This window comes from Planococcus sp. BI3, from assembly GCF_056680115.1.
Window position 1 is genome coordinate 2,687,639 of record NZ_CM155266.1, and the last position, 15,943, is coordinate 2,703,581.

The following is a 15,943-nucleotide window of genomic DNA, read 5'->3' on the forward strand; positions in this document are numbered from 1 at the left end:
GAATGTCAAAAGTTAATTTTTTAAAATCGATACATGTAAAATTTGTTTTAATCTATATTCTGTTGATTCTTTTAGCCATGCAGATTATCGGACTTTATTTTGCCCAGCAGCTGGAGGAGACTCTGAAAGGGAACTTTGAAAGCTCGATTGAAGACCGAATGGAAATCATTGAATTCAGTGTGCGGGAAGAAATGATCAAAGAACGCACAGATGAAGATTTAACGCTTGAGCAGACGCTGCGGACGGTGTTGTATGGTTTTCAGTCAGATGATATCAATGAAATACGCGTCGTCAACACACGTTACAGCATCCTGGCAACTTCTGTAATCGAAAACCAATCATTGGTCGGCCAACGTTCAACAAATGACCTGGTGCGGCAAACGATTATCGGAGAAGCCGATCAAGAGCAAACCTACGTCGATCCCGAAAGTGAAGAGCGGATTTGGGTGCGGACACAACCAATCATTGCAGCAGGCGGAGAGGTTCTTGGAACTTTATACGTTGTAGCAGAAATTGAAAATGTCTACGACCAAATGGACGACATCAACTCCATACTTGCGGGAGGCACCGCAATCTCTTTGGTTATCACGGCGATATTAGGAATTCTGGTCGCGCAAACTATTTCACGGCCGATTGCAGATATGCGAAAACAGGCACAAGCTATGGCAAAAGGAAATTTCTCCCGTAAAGTACGGGTATACAGTGATGATGAAATCGGACAGCTTGCCCGCGCCTTTAACCATTTAACAAACAGGCTGCAGGAATCCCAGCAGTCCACCGAAAGTGAGCGGCGGAAACTGGCATCAGTCCTCTCCAACATGACGGATGGGGTGCTGTCGACAGATAGACGAGGCCGAATCATCCTGATCAATGACCCTGCGTTGCAATTGCTGAATGTTTCACGTGAAACGGTGATCAACCGCCCGGTAACGAGCATATTGGGGCTGGAGGAAGAATATACTTTCGAAGATTTGATCGATATGAAAGAGGCTGTGACACTCGATTTTGGATCGCATGAACAAAGTACCTTATTGCGGACGACGTTTTCAGTCATTCAAAAAGAGACCGGCTTTGTCAATGGACTGATTGCGGTTTTGCATGACAATACCGAGCAGGAAAAAATCGACATGGAACGCCGCGAATTCGTGGCCAATGTGTCGCATGAATTGCGGACGCCTTTGACCACTATGCGCAGCTATCTGGAAGCATTGGCGGACGGGGCTTGGCAGGACCCGAATCTGGCTCCGAACTTCCTGAACGTTACGCAGACAGAAACAGAGCGGATGATCCGACTCGTCAATGATTTGCTGAAATTATCGAAAATGGATTCGAGCGAAACCGAGATGAGCAAAGAAATGGTCGAGTTTAATGTCTTTTTCAACCGCATCATTGACCGTTTTGAAATGTCAAAATCACAAAAAGTCAGCTTTGAACGGCATTTGCCGAAAGAGCAGTATTTTGTGGAAATCGATCCTGATAAATTGACGCAGGTGATTGATAATATTATTTCCAATGCCTTGAAGTATTCTCCAGAAGGTGGAAAAATTCGTTTTGGCATGACTGTAGAGGAAGGATTTTTGTTAATCCAGATCAGTGATCAAGGCATGGGAATTCCAAAAGAAAATGTCGACCGCATATTTGACCGCTTTTACCGGGTCGACCGTGCCCGCTCCCGCGAAATGGGCGGAACCGGTTTAGGATTAGCCATTTCCAAAGAAATGATTAATGCCCACGGAGGCGTCATCTGGGCTGAGAGTAAGTATGGAAAAGGAACGACTATTTTCTTTACACTGCCTTTTGAAATAGACGATGGAGGTGAGTGGGATTGAAATATGTAGAGCAAATTAAATCATTTGCGTTACTTTTGCTGATCCTGCTCAGTCTGGCATTGACCTTCACCATCTGGACCTTCACCCCTACGCATGAAACCATCGAGCCGTCGACTACAGTGGACGAGCCGATCGCACAAACCAAGAACACTGAGGAAGTTGTCAGACCTGTTAAATTGCTGTTTCATAACAAGGATACAGTCACAGGAACGACCGATCAAAGCAATATAGACTTGCTGATCAACTCGTTAGAGCTATGGGAGATCCAGGATGTACGGGTGGTGCAGGAAGAAGCGACTCCGGAAACGTTGGAATCCTATATGCACACCTCGAACCGTGCAGTCATCTACTATCCGGGTTTGATTCCTTTTCCGGTATTCGATTCGATGACCAACATTGTCGATGCGGCGATTCCCGAGTCTTCATTTGACCGGATCGTCATCGAATGGGAAGGCCCGGCTAATGATCGGCCGTCTCTGTATTTCATCAATACCCTGTCGGGAAGAATTTACAAAGCTGTAATCCCAGCAGAAGATCTGAGACAATTCCAAGCTGAGATATTAACTGAGGCTGTTGACTATGAAGCTTATATGACCGATGAAAAGATCGGGACTTTGCCGATCTATGTACAGAAAGGTGAAGTCGAGCAAGCAAGCTTCGATTATTTGCTGGAAGAAACGCCGACTTCAAAATTTGCTGAAGCTCTGCTGGATAGTCCGGCATTGGCATTATCAGCAGACTTGATGACACAGGAATACAAAGATGATTCCGGGGCGTTGATGAGGGAAAATCCGAACACTAAAAGCATCAGTTATATTCAGCCAAAAGCTGAAACTTCAGATCCAGCGATTCCTTCAGATCTGTTATTCGATTCCTTCGGTTATATCAATGAACATGGCGGCTGGACGGATAACTATCTGTACGCCGGAATGAATTCAATCAGCCAGCATATTGAATACCAGTTGTATGTAGCCAGTTTACCGGTTTTCAGCACCACTACCACAACAGGGCTGGATATTACCTTCGGAGTGGATGCGGGCGAGGAACAGGTTTACAGCTATGTTCGGCCGACCTATCAATTGGATTCCGAAGCGGAAAAAAGAATGGCCGTATTGGCTTCCGGAGAAGAAGTCTTGGAAGCAATTGAACAAATTGATAATCAGGATTTATCCGCAATAACGGATATTACGCCTGCGTATAAATTGACGAGAAGTGAAGAACGCCCTTTGATCACTTTTGAGCCTGCTTGGTATTTCAAAGCAAATGGTGTTTGGACAGAGCTGACGAGCGAATTGACAGGAGGGCGTAAACTTGGATTGGAATAAAACCAAGACGATCTTTATCATTGTCTTTTCTATTTTGAATGTTTTTTTGTATTCTTTGTATTTGGACCGTTATACAGAATCCAAAAACACGGAAGTCCTTTCGGAATCCTCGGTGGATGAAAAAATGAAAAGTGACGGAATCACCTATTTGAATTTACCTGAAGTTGTCGAGAGCATGCCTTATATGCGTGGGGAAACGAAACTGTTTACTGCTAAGGAAGCGCCAAAAGAAAATGTTCAGGTAAATGTTCAAGACGGCAAAAAGCTGCAGGTTGCCTATGAAAAACCTGTTGCTCCAATAGGGGAAGCAGAAAGCGTCGAAGCGCTGACTGCATTCGTTGAAGAAAATACCCATGAAGGTGCGTCCTACGAATTATGGGAACTGGATGAAGAACAAAACAAAGCCGTCTTTTTCCAAACCTTTGACGGCGAAACTCTTTACCACAGTAAAGACGGGAAGCTGACCGTTTATTGGGACAATGAAGGCAATTTTATCCGTTATGAACAAACGATGTTCACGGACATTATTGAAAATGAAGAGCCAAAAGAATTGCTGCCAGCCATCAGAGCGATTCATACGCTTTATCAGAAAAATATGCTGGAACGTGACTTGGCGATCATAAAAACAGAGTTAGGCTATTCTGTTCATGTGCAGGTATCGGAAAACCGGCAAATGTTTGTGCCGACCTGGCATATTCAAGCAGAGCTTCCCGATGGCAGCCGCCAGGACTATTTCGTGAACGCGGTGAAAGATGGCGTTATCGAGTTGAATAAACGAGAAGAAGAAGCAGCAGAGTAAGGAGATTTTTTTATGCAATTCAGTGTATTAGCCAGCGGCTCAAGCGGCAACGCTACGTATATCGAAAACGGGGAACATTCCTTTCTGGTCGATGCGGGACTCAGTGGCCGCAAGATGGAAGAGCTGTTTGCGGCAATCGGCAAAAAAATGAGCGACCTCGACGGCATCCTGGTCACGCATGAACATAGCGACCACATCAAAGGGCTTGGCATTGTAGCACGCAAGCACAAAGTGCCGATCTATGCCAATGCCAAAACCTGGGCAGCAATGGATGGGTTGATCGGGGCGGTCCCAGTGGAACAGCGTTTCCATTTTGATATGGATACCGTGAAGACTTTCGGTTCGCTGGACATTGAATCGTTTGCCGTCTCGCATGATGCAGCAGATCCAATGTTCTATGTCTTTCATGCCGGCGGACGGAAGTTGTCGTTGATCACGGATACCGGCTATGTCAGCGACCGGATGAAAGGGATCATTCAGGCATCCGATTCTTATGTGTTTGAAAGCAACCATGATGTCGGGATGCTGCAGATGGGCCGTTATCCATGGTCCATTAAGCGCCGGATTTTAAGCGATGTCGGCCACGTGTCCAACGAAGACGCAGCAGTCGCCATGAGCGAAGTGCTTGCTGAAAAACCGACGCGCATTTACCTGTCGCATTTAAGCAAAGACAATAACATGAAGGATCTGGCGCGCATGAGCGTTGAGCAGACCCTTCAGACAAAAGGCATCATCGTTGGAGAGTATGTCAATCTTCTCGACACCGATGCCAATATCCCAACTAAATTAGTCGTTGTGTAACCAACAGCCGGAAGCGGATCAGCTTCCGGCTGTTTTTTTGGGTGGGCGAAAGACCGGTGTCCATTCTAATTTTAAAATCCAAAAAAGCCTCCAACTCTTCCAGCTTGCTTTGTCTGTTTGGACTTTTTAAACTGGTAGTAAGTTCAAATTACATTCAGCAAGAGTCTTACTGAGCAGCCAAGCCGGGTAAACAGGTAACAGATAAAGAAAGGATGAAGACAATGGGCTATTACAATCAGACACCGAACGGCAGGCAGAAACCGAGTCGTTTGGGCGCATTTGCTGCAGGGCTGGCGGGAGTGGCGGCCGGTGCTTTACTGGTGTGGTTATTGTTTTATTCGATGCCAGGGTTGATACCTGATAATGGCAGTGAGACGCAAATTGTTCAACAGGAATCCGAAGGGCCATCCCAATCACAATCAGTTTCGGTTGATATTACGACGGATGTGACAGAAGCTGTAGAAATTGCGGCAGATTCCGTCGTGGGAGTCACCAATCTTCAGGAAGCCGGTGATTTCTGGTCCCAATCGCCCGAGCAAGAACAGGCAGTTGGAACAGGTTCAGGCGTCATTTATAAAAATGAGGATGGCATAGCGCATGTGGTGACGAATCATCACGTCATTGATGGTGCGAGCGGCATCGAAGTGACATTGTCTGATGGTTCTATAGTGGAAGCGACGTTGGTCGGGAGCGATATTTGGACCGATCTTGCTGTTCTTGAGATGGACGGAGCCGAAGTACAGGCTGTTGCCCAATTTGGCGATTCGGACGCTTTAAAACAAGGAGAGACGGTCATCGCTATCGGCAATCCATTGGGCCTTGATTTTTCAGGCTCGGTGACAACAGGTGTAGTGTCCGGAAAGGATCGTGCGGTTCCAGTAGATTTGGACGGGGATGGCCAAGAGGACTGGCAGGCGGAAGTGCTGCAGACGGATGCTGCAATCAACCCAGGCAACAGCGGTGGTGCGCTGGTTAATCTCGCAGGCCAGCTGGTCGGCATCAATTCTATGAAAATAGCGACCTCGGCAGTGGAAGGCATCGGCTTTTCCATTCCCATCAATTCAGCAATGCCGGTCATCAGCTCACTTGAAGAAAACGGAGAAATGATACGGCCGTCTATGGGCATCACGCTGCTCGATTTGGTTCAAGTGCCGCGGAAAGATCGCGAGGAGACCTTAAACCTCCCTGAAGACGTCACACAGGGTGTTGTCATCAATTCAGTGGTGGAAGGATCGGCCGCAGAGGCAGCCGGTATGGAGCGGTTTGACGTCATTGTGGAGATGGATGGAGTAGCGATAGCGGATATCATCGAATTGCGCCAGCATCTGTACAATGAAAAAGAAATCGGGGATCTGATGACGGTGAATGCTTACCGCGATGGAGAACTGATGGAATTTGAATTAGAGCTGGTTGATAATTCAGCTTTGTAGGATAGAGAGCCTGTGTAGAATTTCGATTCTATGCGGGTTTTTTGTTTTTTCAAAGAATCACTTCAGGCAGACAAGCTAGCGCAGCGATGCAGGAGCAGTGTTATTTTGCTGCTAAGCTTTCGTGTAATACTATTCAAAACTGCAAATTCGGCAGATTAATCCCCGCATATATTATCAGGGAATGAGAAAAGAGTGTGTGGATAACTTTTTGACAGTAAATTTTTTATTAACAATCCACAGATGAATAAAAGCTTCGCTATCCGTAGCTCTTTTCTTCTGTTAAAATGGGTTGTGGATAAAAGACGGCAAAATGTGCATAACTATGTGGAATATTCGGAAATCGAAAGAGGTGGAAAAAATGGAGATTAAATGCTGCAAAACCCATGTGGAACATGCATTAGACGTGTTCGTAGCAGAAACAAAAACCTATCCTATACTTACAGAATTATCAGAAACGGAAAAGTTATCAACAGGTTGCGATTACTGTAAAGAGCCTGCGACGTATCTTGTGGCAAAAGAGTAAGTGAGCACAATATGTAGAAAGACTTGTGGATATGTGTATAACATTTGTGGGTAACTTGTTTGTAAATTTATTGTGAAGGGGGATAACCTGTGAATATCTCAATTATCAGTGTGGGAAAACTGAAAGAGAAGTATTTAAAATCCGGTATTGAAGAGTACACAAAACGACTGGGAAGCTATACAAAAATCACTGAAATCGAAGTAGCCGATGAAAAAGCACCAGAGCAATTGAGCGAAGCTGACATGGAAATCGTCAAAAAGAAGGAAGCAGAGCGGATTCTGGCGAAAATTTCCCCAGATGCATATGTTATTGCTTTGGCGATCGACGGCAAAATGAAAACCTCCGAGCAGCTGGCAAAAGATATCCAATCGCTGATGACCTACGGCCGCAGCAAAATCGTCTTTGTCATCGGCGGATCTTTGGGGCTGCATGATGAAGTATTGAAGCGTGCGGATGAAAAACTGTCGTTTTCGAAGATGACGTTTCCGCATCAATTGATGAGGTTGATTTTGGTGGAGCAGGTTTACCGGGCTTTCCGGATTATGAAGGGTGAGCCGTACCATAAATAAAAGTAAACTATTAAGGGACTCTAGCAGGCCCCTTTTATATCTATTAACTGAAATAGAGCTTATTGACCAACTATTTAGCTGCTGTCCGAGGTCGGGATATATCTTTTTCAGTAATTCAAAGCAGTCTTGCATAAGCCAAGGCCAATCATAGTAGCATGAACAAGGGGACAGGGACTTTGTCTTAAGACAAAGTCCCTGTCCCCTAAATCCACTTATTTTAATGAATAGCCGCCATCTACGACTATTTCTGCACCGTTTATATAGGATGCTTTGTCTGAAGCTAAGAATAGAACGACTTCTGCGATTTCACTTGGTTTCCCGTAGCTTCCTCTAGGGTGTCCCTGTGATTGTTTTTCATAATTCTCTTTTCCGCCATATGCTTTAATGGCCAGGTCGGTTTCTGTAGGGCCAGGGGATATGCAATTGACCCGGATTCCTTGATTCGCAAAGCGAAGTGCCGTGCTTTGAGTCATCGCAACAACCGCTGCTTTTGTCCCACTATAAGCTGGTAACATGGGATTAACCTTATCGTTGCCAAGGATGGCTGCGTTATTAATGATGACTCCACTTTTTTGCTTACTCATTACGACTAAAGAATATTTCATGTAGGCGAAGATGGCCGTTTGATTGACAGCAATTAAATAATTCCAGTCATCTAGCTTTACGCGAGACAATGGCCCCATTCCTGTAGACAGAATACCAGCATTGTTGAATAGAATATCAACAGTATGCCCATCATTTTCAAGCGCTTTAAAAAAGCCCTCGATTTCTTCCACATTTTCGTTATGGACTTGGTAAAAATGAGCCTTCCCATTGCATTCACTCTCTACCTGAGAGCCTTTGGTGCGATCTCTTCCAGTAAAATGAACGGTAGCCCCTTCTTTACAAAAGAAACGAACCACTTCCTTGCCAATTCCATCCGTTCCACCATTAACAACCACTACTTTGTTTTCGAATATCATGAGATCCCCTCCGAAAGTCATAGTAAAACTATAAATTATGTATAATTAGTATATAACATTTGTATCACCATAGGAAATCTAGGTACTCAACCATTTAAGGGGACATGGACGTTATTAGAAAAATGAATGGATAGGTAAAATGGAAAACGTATTATTATGTAAAGGGTTTTTCTAACAGTAGTATACGAGGGGAATCCGGGGTGAGTCCGTCCATTTGTTTTGCCTGCGCAACTAAAAAAGAAGCGCCAGGATCATCCTCCTGGCGCTTCTTCATGTAGAAATCATTTCACAACGTCAATTGCTCATTAAATACATGTACACCCGCTTCCGCAACTTGCACATCATGCGGCACGCCGCTCCCGCTGACGCCGATTGCCCCAACTACTTTATCATCGATGACAAGCGGGATTCCGCCGCCGAAAACGACAAGGCGCCCGTTGTTGGTTGTGTTCAACCCATAAAGTTCGGCCGCAGGAACAGTTGCCTCCGCCAGGGCTGCTGTCGGCATTTTTAGAGCCACGGATGTCCATGCTTTATTTTGGGAAATTTCGATACTCGCCAACCACGCATCATCCATCCGGTGGACGGCCATTAGGTTTCCGCCATCATCCACCACAGAAATCACCATGGAAATGCCAAGTTTCTTGGCTTCTTCTTCAGCACCGGCAATAATTTTCTTTACCAGCTCCAACGTGATTTTGGTCATAAGAAAGAACCTCCTTGTTTTTCTATGGGCATATAGGAAAACATCTTACTTTTTGAAATATCCATGAGGGTCAATGACAAACTTTTTGGAAGCTCCCTGGTCAAATTCAGCGTATGCTGATGGTGCTTGGTCTAAAGAAATCACCGTGGCATTTACCGCTTTGGCAATTTGTGCTCTTCCGCTTAAGATCGACATCATCAAGTCACGATGGTATCTCATAACTGGAGTCTGGCCCGTTACAAAAGTATGTGCTTTTGCCCAGCCGAGACCTAAGCGCACTTTCAAGGTTCCAATTTTTGCATCTTCATCGGCAGCGCCTGGATCACCGGTTACATAGAGTCCAGGTATACCAAGACGTCCACCTGCACGCGTAATTTCCATAATGGAATTCAATACAATCGCTGGTGCTTCACCGGCACCCTCTCCATGTCCACTAGCTTCAAAGCCGACGCAATCAATGGCGCAATCAACCTCTGGGACACCCAGGATTTGAGCGATTTGTTCACCGAGATCGGAATGTTCCCGAAGGTTTACTGTTTCACAGCCGAAACTTCTGGCCTGTGCAAGGCGCTCACTGATTAAATCCCCCACTATAACAACAGATGCACCGAGTAGTTGGGCAGAGTGGGCAGCAGCTAATCCTACAGGGCCTGCTCCGGCAACATAGACAGTAGCTCCTGGTTTTACACCAGCACTCACCGCACCATGATAGCCTGTCGGAAAAATATCGGAAAGCATCGTCAAATCAAGTATTTTTTCCATCGCCTGCTCTTTGTCCGGAAATTTCAGCAGCTGGAAATCTGCGTAAGGGACCATTACATATTCCGATTGGCCACCGACCCATCCGCCCATGTCGACATAGCCATAAGCAGACCCCGGGCGATCCGGGTTTACGTTCTCGCAAATATGTGTATCTTGCTCTTTGCAGCTGCGGCAGCGGCCACAAGCGATATTAAATGGAACAGACACGAGGTCTCCTTTTTTAATGAATTCAACATCCCGGCCCACTTCAATGACTTCGCCTGTAATTTCATGGCCAAGAACAAGCCCTTCAGGAGCTGTCGTCCGGCCGCGCACCATGTGCTGATCACTTCCGCAAATATTCGTTGTAACGATTTTTACAATCACTCCATGTTCACATTTACGCCCTACATTTAACGGATTTACCCCGGGGCCGTCCCTAATGATCAATTCAGGGTAACGAATGTCTTCAACAGCTACATTTCCAGCACCTCTATATACCACCGCTCTGTTTCCTGCCATTTCTGTCATCTCCTATCGAATTTTTTCACATATGAGATCTGAGCTTTGCACCAGGGCCAGCATCGGAGAAGGGACGAAACTGTGATATTCCGCATGAAATATCTTCTGTATTCTGTTTATTCTAAATTATAATTCTTTTCGTTGGAAGAACGCACTTTTTTGTGAGAAGGTTACCAAAAGGATACTTCCAGGCAATAGAAGGAAAGGGGCAAGCTAATGGATGATTTGCGGTCAGAAATAAAAAGGGAAATTGAGTGTGGCGAATTTAATTGCGAAAAAGAACTGACCTTATCTATTATTAGTGGCAAATGGAAAATCGTTATTATTTACTATTTAGGAACAGAGGGTGTTTTACGATTCAGCGAAATTAAACGATTGCTTCCAAAAATTACACATAAGGTACTCACTACTCAAATTAGAGAGTTAGAAGAGGATGGCATTGTTCACCGGAAAGTATTTCCTGAAGTTCCGTCGAAGGTGGAATATTCTTTAACAACTTTGGGAGAAAGCTTAATTCCAATCGTATTGATGATGGACGAATGGGGAAAGAAAAACATAAAACATTTTCCCGTTGCAAAAAATGTGTGAGGATTCCTTTGTGGGATCCTTTTTTATTTCAAAAAATAGTTCAACTGAACTTTAAACCAATAAAGGAGGCATCCCAAAATCATATTTGGGATGCCTCCTGATTCTATTCACCAACTATTATTGTTCCTATTCATCAATCTCCAAAGTGACTTCCTCTAACCCTTCCTTCTTCAAAGTCGCAAAATATACATTTTGGTCATCTAAAAACATGCCTGTCGTTCCGGACATTCCCCATTCCACATCCGCTTCTTCAGATGGTTGGAGCTGGAATTCGTCGTCAGAAACCTGGACGGTAAAGTAGCTGGAGGGCATTTGTGGAAAGACAAGTGTATTCTCTTGCACAGCAGGGGCTGCTTCTCTGACCAGGTCGGGGGCATCGATTTGATCAATAAGTTCCCCGTCTTTTGACAGCAATAGCAATGTCCCTCCTTTCTTTGACTGTGCTGCGACTACATATTGTTCGGTGGCTTGTACATAAGAAACGCTGTACATATAAAAATCCACTTGGGGCAAGAGTTCAGATGGTTCCACAGTCAGTTCATTTGTTGCAGGGTCATAAACGGCGAAATGAAGCGCTGCCTTGGTTGCTTTGTCATTGAATTGCTGCCAAACGAGGAGGGCATTGTCTTCGGAAGCGGCAAGCATTGGCCAGCTATCGCGGTCATCTGCTTCTGAAAGTTGTACTTCATGTAATACCTCGCCTTCGTTTGAAATCGTAGAAACAATGACATCCTTGCCGCTGCCAAGGTCGTTTACACCGCCCCCGTTGACCCACTTGTTGGACCAAAAAATGACGTGATGCTCATTTGTCGAAGCAACATGCCCGGAATGTCCTCCTTCAAGCAGTGTCCCTTCATGCAATTTTTCCCAATCATAATCATAAAGCTTAAAGCGTTGGGAAACGTTATTTGAAGTATCATAGCCATCCTCGTATGTAATAATGATGGATTCATCGGTCGAACTTGCGCTGACGGGCTCTTGTGCTTCAGGATCCTCAACAAGTGTGTCGATCTCAGTTTCTCCGATTTCTTTTTTATAAATATCATGTGTCCAGCCATCCTTGCGCTGCTCATCACTTTTTTCAGACCAAAGCACCGAATTTTCAATAATGGAAACACCGTGCGTATATTTTCTTGTATCCTCAACCGATTGGGACTGCTCGGGTTGTTCGGGTTGTTGAGGTGAACAGCCTGCCAATATGAGGAGGCCAGTTAGTGGTAACCATTTTTTCATTGTCATTCCGCCTTTTGTGTACTTTTCTCCATTTGGTGGAAAAAGTAAGAGTTTGAAAATTCGTTGGAGCATGAAAGCCAATTTAGATTTAATATTCCCACTATAACAGGGTCACTCCATACAATGGGGCAAAATTAAAATAAAATAAACATATGGATATTAAAAAATAAAGAATTGATGTATACAAAGTCACTATGAAAAAGAAAAAAATTTAAGGAATTAGATTTTTTGTGAACCATTTCTATTACTATCCTATACTTACACGAAAAAGACCGTGCTTAAACTTATTATGTGAATTATTATGTCCCGCTGGCTATTTCTTTCATTTAAAAATAAGCTTAAATTAGAATGAAAAAGAAAGGTAGAGTGCTATGAAAATCATTGTTTTTGGTGCAACGGGCGGAGTAGGGAAAAAAGTCGTGGAGCAGGCTGTAGAAAATGGTTTTGAGGTCACGGCATTTGTAAGGACACCATCAAAGCTTGAAGTTAGCCATGAGAATTTAAGTGTAGTCAAAGGCGATGCCTTCAATCGGGCAGAAGTCGCAGCAGCAATTGCTGGCCATGATGCGGTCGTTTCATGCTTGGGCTCAAGTCAGGGAATGAAAAAATCAACAGAGCTCCAGGAGATGGTGAAAAATATTGTGGCAGGCATGCAGGAGCATGGGGTAGAACGGATCGTCTACACGGCCTCTGCAGGAATCTATGATGAATTGCCAGGCGTTAGCGGGAAATTGATGATGGGTGTGCTTAAGAATGCGTTGAAAGATCACCGGGCTGCCGTTGATTCTATTGAAGCCCATGGACTGGCCTACACAATCGTTCGGCCGATGGGGTTAACGAATGGTCCGTTTTCAGGCAAGTACAGAGAAGCTGCAGAAGGTGTACCCGAAAAATCGAAGTCCATCTCCCGGGCGGACGTTGCGCATTTCATCCTGAAATCATTAAATGACAAAAAATATGAAAAAACATCGATTGGAATTGCTGCTTAACTCATTACAGAATTCTCTTGAGATCAAGAAGTTCTGCAAAGCGTATGGGGGAATGGAAAGCACACGAAGGGGGAGTTAAAAATGATCAACCAAACGGATTTGGAGCATCTGCGGCGCTGTGTGGAACTGGCCGAAACGGCTTTGGAAAAAGGGGACGAGCCGTTCGGTTCCGTCCTTGTTTCGGCTGCTGGGGAAGTGCTGTTTGAAGACCATAACCATGTGGCAGGCGGTGACCATACCCAGCATCCGGAGTTTGCGATCGCGAGATGGGCGGCAACTAATATGCCCTTTGAAGAAAGAGGCAAAGCGACCGTTTACACTTCAGGGGAACATTGCCCGATGTGTGCGGCGGCTCACGGGTGGGTCGGTTTAGGACGGATCGTGTATGCAAGTTCCTCGCAGCAGTTGGCCGGGTGGTTAAGTGAACTGGGCGCTGCACCATCGCGTGTGCGGAATCTGTCCATCCAAGAGGTGATCAGGGATACGGCAGTAGACGGGCCGGTTCCTGAACTGGCAGAGCAAGTGCACGGACTCCATCGCCGGCTGCATGAAGCAAAACGGTAGGCAGGGAGCAAGAAATTCATGCCAGCGAACAAAAAGGACTGTGGTGAGAGATCAATTCTCTTCCACAGTCCTTTTATATTTGGAGCTCTATTTTTATACTAAAACGGGTACTTTGCTTCTGATGAGGTGGTCGAAAGCACTCAAGGATGCTGTCGCGCCTGCTCCCATCGAAATGATGATTTGTTTGTACGGAATGTTCGTGCAGTCTCCAGCAGCAAACACGCCCGGTACGTTTGTAGCGCCGCGTTGGTCGATGACAATCTCGCCATACTTCGTGCGTTCTACGGTATCGCCTAGCCAGTCCGTATTCGGAACCAGACCAATTTGGACAAATACGCCCGACAATCGGATCTGTTTGGTGTCTCCTGTTTTAAGGTCCACATAAGACATGCCGTTCACTTTGTCCGTTCCAGTGATTTCCTGGGTGCGGGCATTTGTTAAGACGGTGACATTCGGCAGGCTGCGCAGGCGGTCCTGAAGGACTGAATCTGCTTTCAGCTCTGCATTGTATTCAAGGACCGTTACATGGTTCACAATGTTTGCCAGGTCAATGGCTGCTTCAACGCCGGAGTTTCCGCCGCCGATCACGGCTACGTCTTTGCCGGCAAACAATGGGCCGTCACAATGCGGGCAGTAAGCTACCCCTTTGTTCTTAAACTCATCCTCACCAGGAACACCGATGTTGCGCCAGCGGGCACCTGTAGAAAGAATGACCGTTTTGCCCTTAAGAACAGCGCCATTTTCGAGTTCAAGCTCGATGAAATCCTTCTTTTCCAACCGCTTGACGCGTTGCAGGTTCATCACATCGATGTCGTACTCTTTGACATGTTCTTCAAGGCTCGCGGCGAACTTAGGCCCATCTGTGTGCTTTACACTGATGAAGTTTTCAATGCTGAGCGTATCCAGCACTTGGCCGCCAAAGCGTTCAGCAACAATACCGGTACGGATGCCTTTGCGTGCTGCATAAATTGCCGCACTTGCCCCCGCAGGTCCCCCTCCGACGATAAGGACGTCATAGGGTTCCTTATCTGCAAGTTCGGATGCATCTGGAGCGCTGCCCAATTTGGCAAGCAACTCTTCCAATGACATCCGTCCGCTGGAGAAAGATTCCCCGTTCAGGAAGACAGTTGGTACTGCCATGATGTCTTTGCTTTGGACTTCTTCTTTAAATGCTCCACCGTCAATCATCGTATGCGAGATAGTAGGGTTGAGAACACTCATCAAGTTCAGGCTTTGGACGACTTCAGGACAGTTTTGGCAACTCAAGCTGATATACGAGTCAAAGTGGTAGGTGCCTTCAATGCTTTTAATTTGATCGATAACTTTTTGATCGACTTTCGGAGCACGCCCGCTTACTTGCAATAAAGCAAGAACCAATGAAGTGAATTCATGGCCAAGAGGGATGCCCGCAAATGTGATCCCGGTATCTTCGCCGATGCGGTTTACGCTGAAGCTCGGCGTTCTTTCCAATTGGGCATGTTCAACTTTAATATGGGAAGACATGGCGGATAATTCATCCACCAAAGCCAACATATCGCGGGAAACTTTGTCAGCTCCTGCGCTGACTTTCAGCAGCACATCGCCTTCCAACAGCTGGAGGTATTGCCCTAATTGTTCTTTTATTTCGGCATCTAATATCATTATCAGAACTCCTTAAATTTTCCCTACAAGATCAAGGCTTGGCTTAAGTGTCGCGCTGCCTTCTTCCCATTTTGCAGGACAAACTTCACCTGGATTGTTGCGGACATACTGTGCTGCTTTGATTTTGCCGACAAGCGTGCTTGCATCACGGCCAATGCCGTCCGCATTGATTTCTGCTGCTTGGACGATGCCTTCTGGATCAAGGATGAAGGTGCCGCGTTGTGCCAGGCCTGCTTCTTCGTCAAGTACATCGAAGCTCCGTGAAATTCTTTGGGAAGGATCACCGATCATGATGTATTCGATTGTGCTGATGGCATCCGAATGATCGTGCCATGCTTTATGAGTGAAATGAGTGTCCGTTGAAACAGAATACACTTCAACACCTAAACCTTTTAGCGTAGCGTATTGCTTTTGAAGATCCTCAAGTTCAGTAGGGCAAACGAATGTAAAGTCAGCTGGGTAGAAGCAAACCACACTCCATTTCCCTTTCATATTTTCTTCAGTAAGCTCGATAAATTCACCGATTCCAGCATTGTAAGCTGAAGTTGCAAAGGGTTGGATTTCTTTTCCGATCAAAGACATATAAAATACCTCCTAGTTTTTTTTAGAACAATCATAGTCAGTGATTCCATAAAAATATCAATTACATTTTCATTTTTAATTAACATAATTATTTAACTATAACGATTCTAATCATAGTTCTAATGTTATATGATACAAA

The 15,943-nt window shown here is 45.3% G+C and carries 16 protein-coding genes; 10 read left to right on the forward strand and 6 right to left on the reverse strand.

Annotation, left to right across the window (positions count from 1 at the left end):
* Positions 1-2: 2 nt before the first annotated feature.
* The 7 genes from walK (at position 3) to rlmH (ending at position 7,276) form a co-directional block, all read left to right on the forward strand.
* Positions 3-1,829, forward strand: coding sequence for a cell wall metabolism sensor histidine kinase WalK (walK, locus tag AC1MEO_RS13565; protein ID WP_480331207.1), 1,827 nt, complete (start codon positions 3-5; stop codon positions 1,827-1,829).
* Complete coding sequence (locus tag AC1MEO_RS13570) at positions 1,820-3,154, forward strand: YycH family regulatory protein (RefSeq protein ID WP_480331209.1); 1,335 nt, start codon at positions 1,820-1,822, stop codon at positions 3,152-3,154. Before walK ends, AC1MEO_RS13570 begins: the two co-directional genes overlap by 10 nt.
* Complete coding sequence (locus AC1MEO_RS13575; protein WP_480331211.1) at positions 3,141-3,953, forward strand: two-component system regulatory protein YycI; 813 nt, start codon at positions 3,141-3,143, stop codon at positions 3,951-3,953. The genes AC1MEO_RS13570 and AC1MEO_RS13575 overlap by 14 nt, the downstream gene beginning before the upstream one ends.
* Positions 3,954-3,965: 12 nt before the next feature.
* Positions 3,966-4,754 carry an MBL fold metallo-hydrolase gene (locus AC1MEO_RS13580; protein ID WP_480331213.1) on the forward strand — a complete coding sequence of 263 codons (789 nt, stop codon included), beginning with the start codon at positions 3,966-3,968 and terminating at the stop codon, positions 4,752-4,754.
* Between the two features lie 221 nt (positions 4,755-4,975).
* On the forward strand, positions 4,976-6,184 hold the full coding sequence (locus AC1MEO_RS13585; RefSeq protein ID WP_480331215.1) for a S1C family serine protease: 1,209 nt from the start codon (positions 4,976-4,978) through the stop codon (positions 6,182-6,184).
* A gap of 358 nt (positions 6,185-6,542) precedes the next feature.
* Positions 6,543-6,707 carry a CxxH/CxxC protein gene (locus AC1MEO_RS13590; RefSeq protein WP_480331217.1) on the forward strand — a complete coding sequence of 55 codons (165 nt, stop codon included), beginning with the start codon at positions 6,543-6,545 and terminating at the stop codon, positions 6,705-6,707.
* 89 nt (positions 6,708-6,796) lie between these two features.
* Positions 6,797-7,276 carry a 23S rRNA (pseudouridine(1915)-N(3))-methyltransferase RlmH gene (gene rlmH, locus AC1MEO_RS13595; protein ID WP_480331219.1) on the forward strand — a complete coding sequence of 160 codons (480 nt, stop codon included), beginning with the start codon at positions 6,797-6,799 and terminating at the stop codon, positions 7,274-7,276.
* Positions 7,277-7,488: 212 nt separating this feature from the next.
* On the opposite strand, the gene AC1MEO_RS13600 is transcribed toward rlmH, so the two are convergent.
* From AC1MEO_RS13600 to fdhA, 3 genes are all read right to left on the reverse strand, one after another.
* On the reverse strand, positions 7,489-8,238 hold the full coding sequence (locus AC1MEO_RS13600; protein ID WP_480331221.1) for an SDR family NAD(P)-dependent oxidoreductase: 750 nt from the start codon (positions 8,236-8,238) through the stop codon (positions 7,489-7,491).
* 286 nt (positions 8,239-8,524) lie between these two features.
* The gene (locus AC1MEO_RS13605; RefSeq protein WP_480331223.1) at positions 8,525-8,944 is read right to left on the reverse strand and encodes a GlcG/HbpS family heme-binding protein; all 420 of its coding nucleotides are present in this window, start codon (positions 8,942-8,944) and stop codon (positions 8,525-8,527) included.
* Positions 8,945-8,989: 45 nt separating this feature from the next.
* On the reverse strand, positions 8,990-10,207 hold the full coding sequence (gene fdhA, locus AC1MEO_RS13610; RefSeq protein WP_480331225.1) for a formaldehyde dehydrogenase, glutathione-independent: 1,218 nt from the start codon (positions 10,205-10,207) through the stop codon (positions 8,990-8,992).
* Positions 10,208-10,423: 216 nt separating this feature from the next.
* Here fdhA and AC1MEO_RS13615 point away from each other — a divergent pair, with 216 nt between their 5' ends.
* On the forward strand, positions 10,424-10,795 hold the full coding sequence (locus AC1MEO_RS13615; RefSeq protein ID WP_480331227.1) for a winged helix-turn-helix transcriptional regulator: 372 nt from the start codon (positions 10,424-10,426) through the stop codon (positions 10,793-10,795).
* A gap of 126 nt (positions 10,796-10,921) precedes the next feature.
* Here the strand turns inward: AC1MEO_RS13615 and AC1MEO_RS13620 are convergent, their stop codons facing one another.
* A complete protein-coding gene (locus tag AC1MEO_RS13620; RefSeq protein WP_480331229.1) occupies positions 10,922-12,028 on the reverse strand; it encodes a hypothetical protein in 1,107 nt (368 codons plus the stop codon).
* A 371-nt stretch (positions 12,029-12,399) separates the two neighbouring features.
* Here AC1MEO_RS13620 and AC1MEO_RS13625 point away from each other — a divergent pair, with 371 nt between their 5' ends.
* Positions 12,400-13,017 (forward strand): NAD(P)-dependent oxidoreductase, encoded by a 618-nt coding sequence (locus tag AC1MEO_RS13625; RefSeq protein ID WP_480331231.1) that lies wholly within the window; start codon positions 12,400-12,402, stop codon positions 13,015-13,017.
* 81 nt (positions 13,018-13,098) lie between these two features.
* The gene (locus AC1MEO_RS13630) at positions 13,099-13,581 is read left to right on the forward strand and encodes a nucleoside deaminase (protein ID WP_480331233.1); all 483 of its coding nucleotides are present in this window, start codon (positions 13,099-13,101) and stop codon (positions 13,579-13,581) included.
* A gap of 93 nt (positions 13,582-13,674) precedes the next feature.
* Here AC1MEO_RS13630 and ahpF read toward each other — a convergent pair whose 3' ends face one another.
* Both ahpF and ahpC read right to left on the reverse strand, forming a co-directional pair.
* The gene (gene ahpF / locus AC1MEO_RS13635) at positions 13,675-15,222 is read right to left on the reverse strand and encodes an alkyl hydroperoxide reductase subunit F (protein ID WP_480331235.1); all 1,548 of its coding nucleotides are present in this window, start codon (positions 15,220-15,222) and stop codon (positions 13,675-13,677) included.
* A 12-nt stretch (positions 15,223-15,234) separates the two neighbouring features.
* A complete protein-coding gene (gene ahpC / locus AC1MEO_RS13640) occupies positions 15,235-15,804 on the reverse strand; it encodes an alkyl hydroperoxide reductase subunit C (RefSeq protein WP_480331237.1) in 570 nt (189 codons plus the stop codon).
* Positions 15,805-15,943: the final 139 nt, after the last annotated feature.

What these genes read in the sequence shown, in the direction of transcription:
- walK (WP_480331207.1), top strand. Translation starts at nt 3, where the DNA reads ATGTCAAAAGTTAATTTTTTAAAATCGATACATGTAAAATTTGTTTTA.
- AC1MEO_RS13580 (WP_480331213.1), top strand. Translation starts at nt 3,966, where the DNA reads ATGCAATTCAGTGTATTAGCCAGCGGCTCAAGCGGCAACGCTACGTAT.
- AC1MEO_RS13585 (WP_480331215.1), top strand. Translation starts at nt 4,976, where the DNA reads ATGGGCTATTACAATCAGACACCGAACGGCAGGCAGAAACCGAGTCGT.
- AC1MEO_RS13590 (WP_480331217.1), top strand. Translation starts at nt 6,543, where the DNA reads ATGGAGATTAAATGCTGCAAAACCCATGTGGAACATGCATTAGACGTG.
- AC1MEO_RS13600 (WP_480331221.1), bottom strand. Translation starts at nt 8,238, where the DNA reads ATGATATTCGAAAACAAAGTAGTGGTTGTTAATGGTGGAACGGATGGA.
- AC1MEO_RS13605 (WP_480331223.1), bottom strand. Translation starts at nt 8,944, where the DNA reads ATGACCAAAATCACGTTGGAGCTGGTAAAGAAAATTATTGCCGGTGCT.
- fdhA (WP_480331225.1), bottom strand. Translation starts at nt 10,207, where the DNA reads ATGGCAGGAAACAGAGCGGTGGTATATAGAGGTGCTGGAAATGTAGCT.
- AC1MEO_RS13615 (WP_480331227.1), top strand. Translation starts at nt 10,424, where the DNA reads ATGGATGATTTGCGGTCAGAAATAAAAAGGGAAATTGAGTGTGGCGAA.
- AC1MEO_RS13620 (WP_480331229.1), bottom strand. Translation starts at nt 12,028, where the DNA reads ATGAAAAAATGGTTACCACTAACTGGCCTCCTCATATTGGCAGGCTGT.
- AC1MEO_RS13625 (WP_480331231.1), top strand. Translation starts at nt 12,400, where the DNA reads ATGAAAATCATTGTTTTTGGTGCAACGGGCGGAGTAGGGAAAAAAGTC.
- AC1MEO_RS13630 (WP_480331233.1), top strand. Translation starts at nt 13,099, where the DNA reads ATGATCAACCAAACGGATTTGGAGCATCTGCGGCGCTGTGTGGAACTG.
- ahpF (WP_480331235.1), bottom strand. Translation starts at nt 15,222, where the DNA reads ATGATATTAGATGCCGAAATAAAAGAACAATTAGGGCAATACCTCCAG.
- ahpC (WP_480331237.1), bottom strand. Translation starts at nt 15,804, where the DNA reads ATGTCTTTGATCGGAAAAGAAATCCAACCCTTTGCAACTTCAGCTTAC.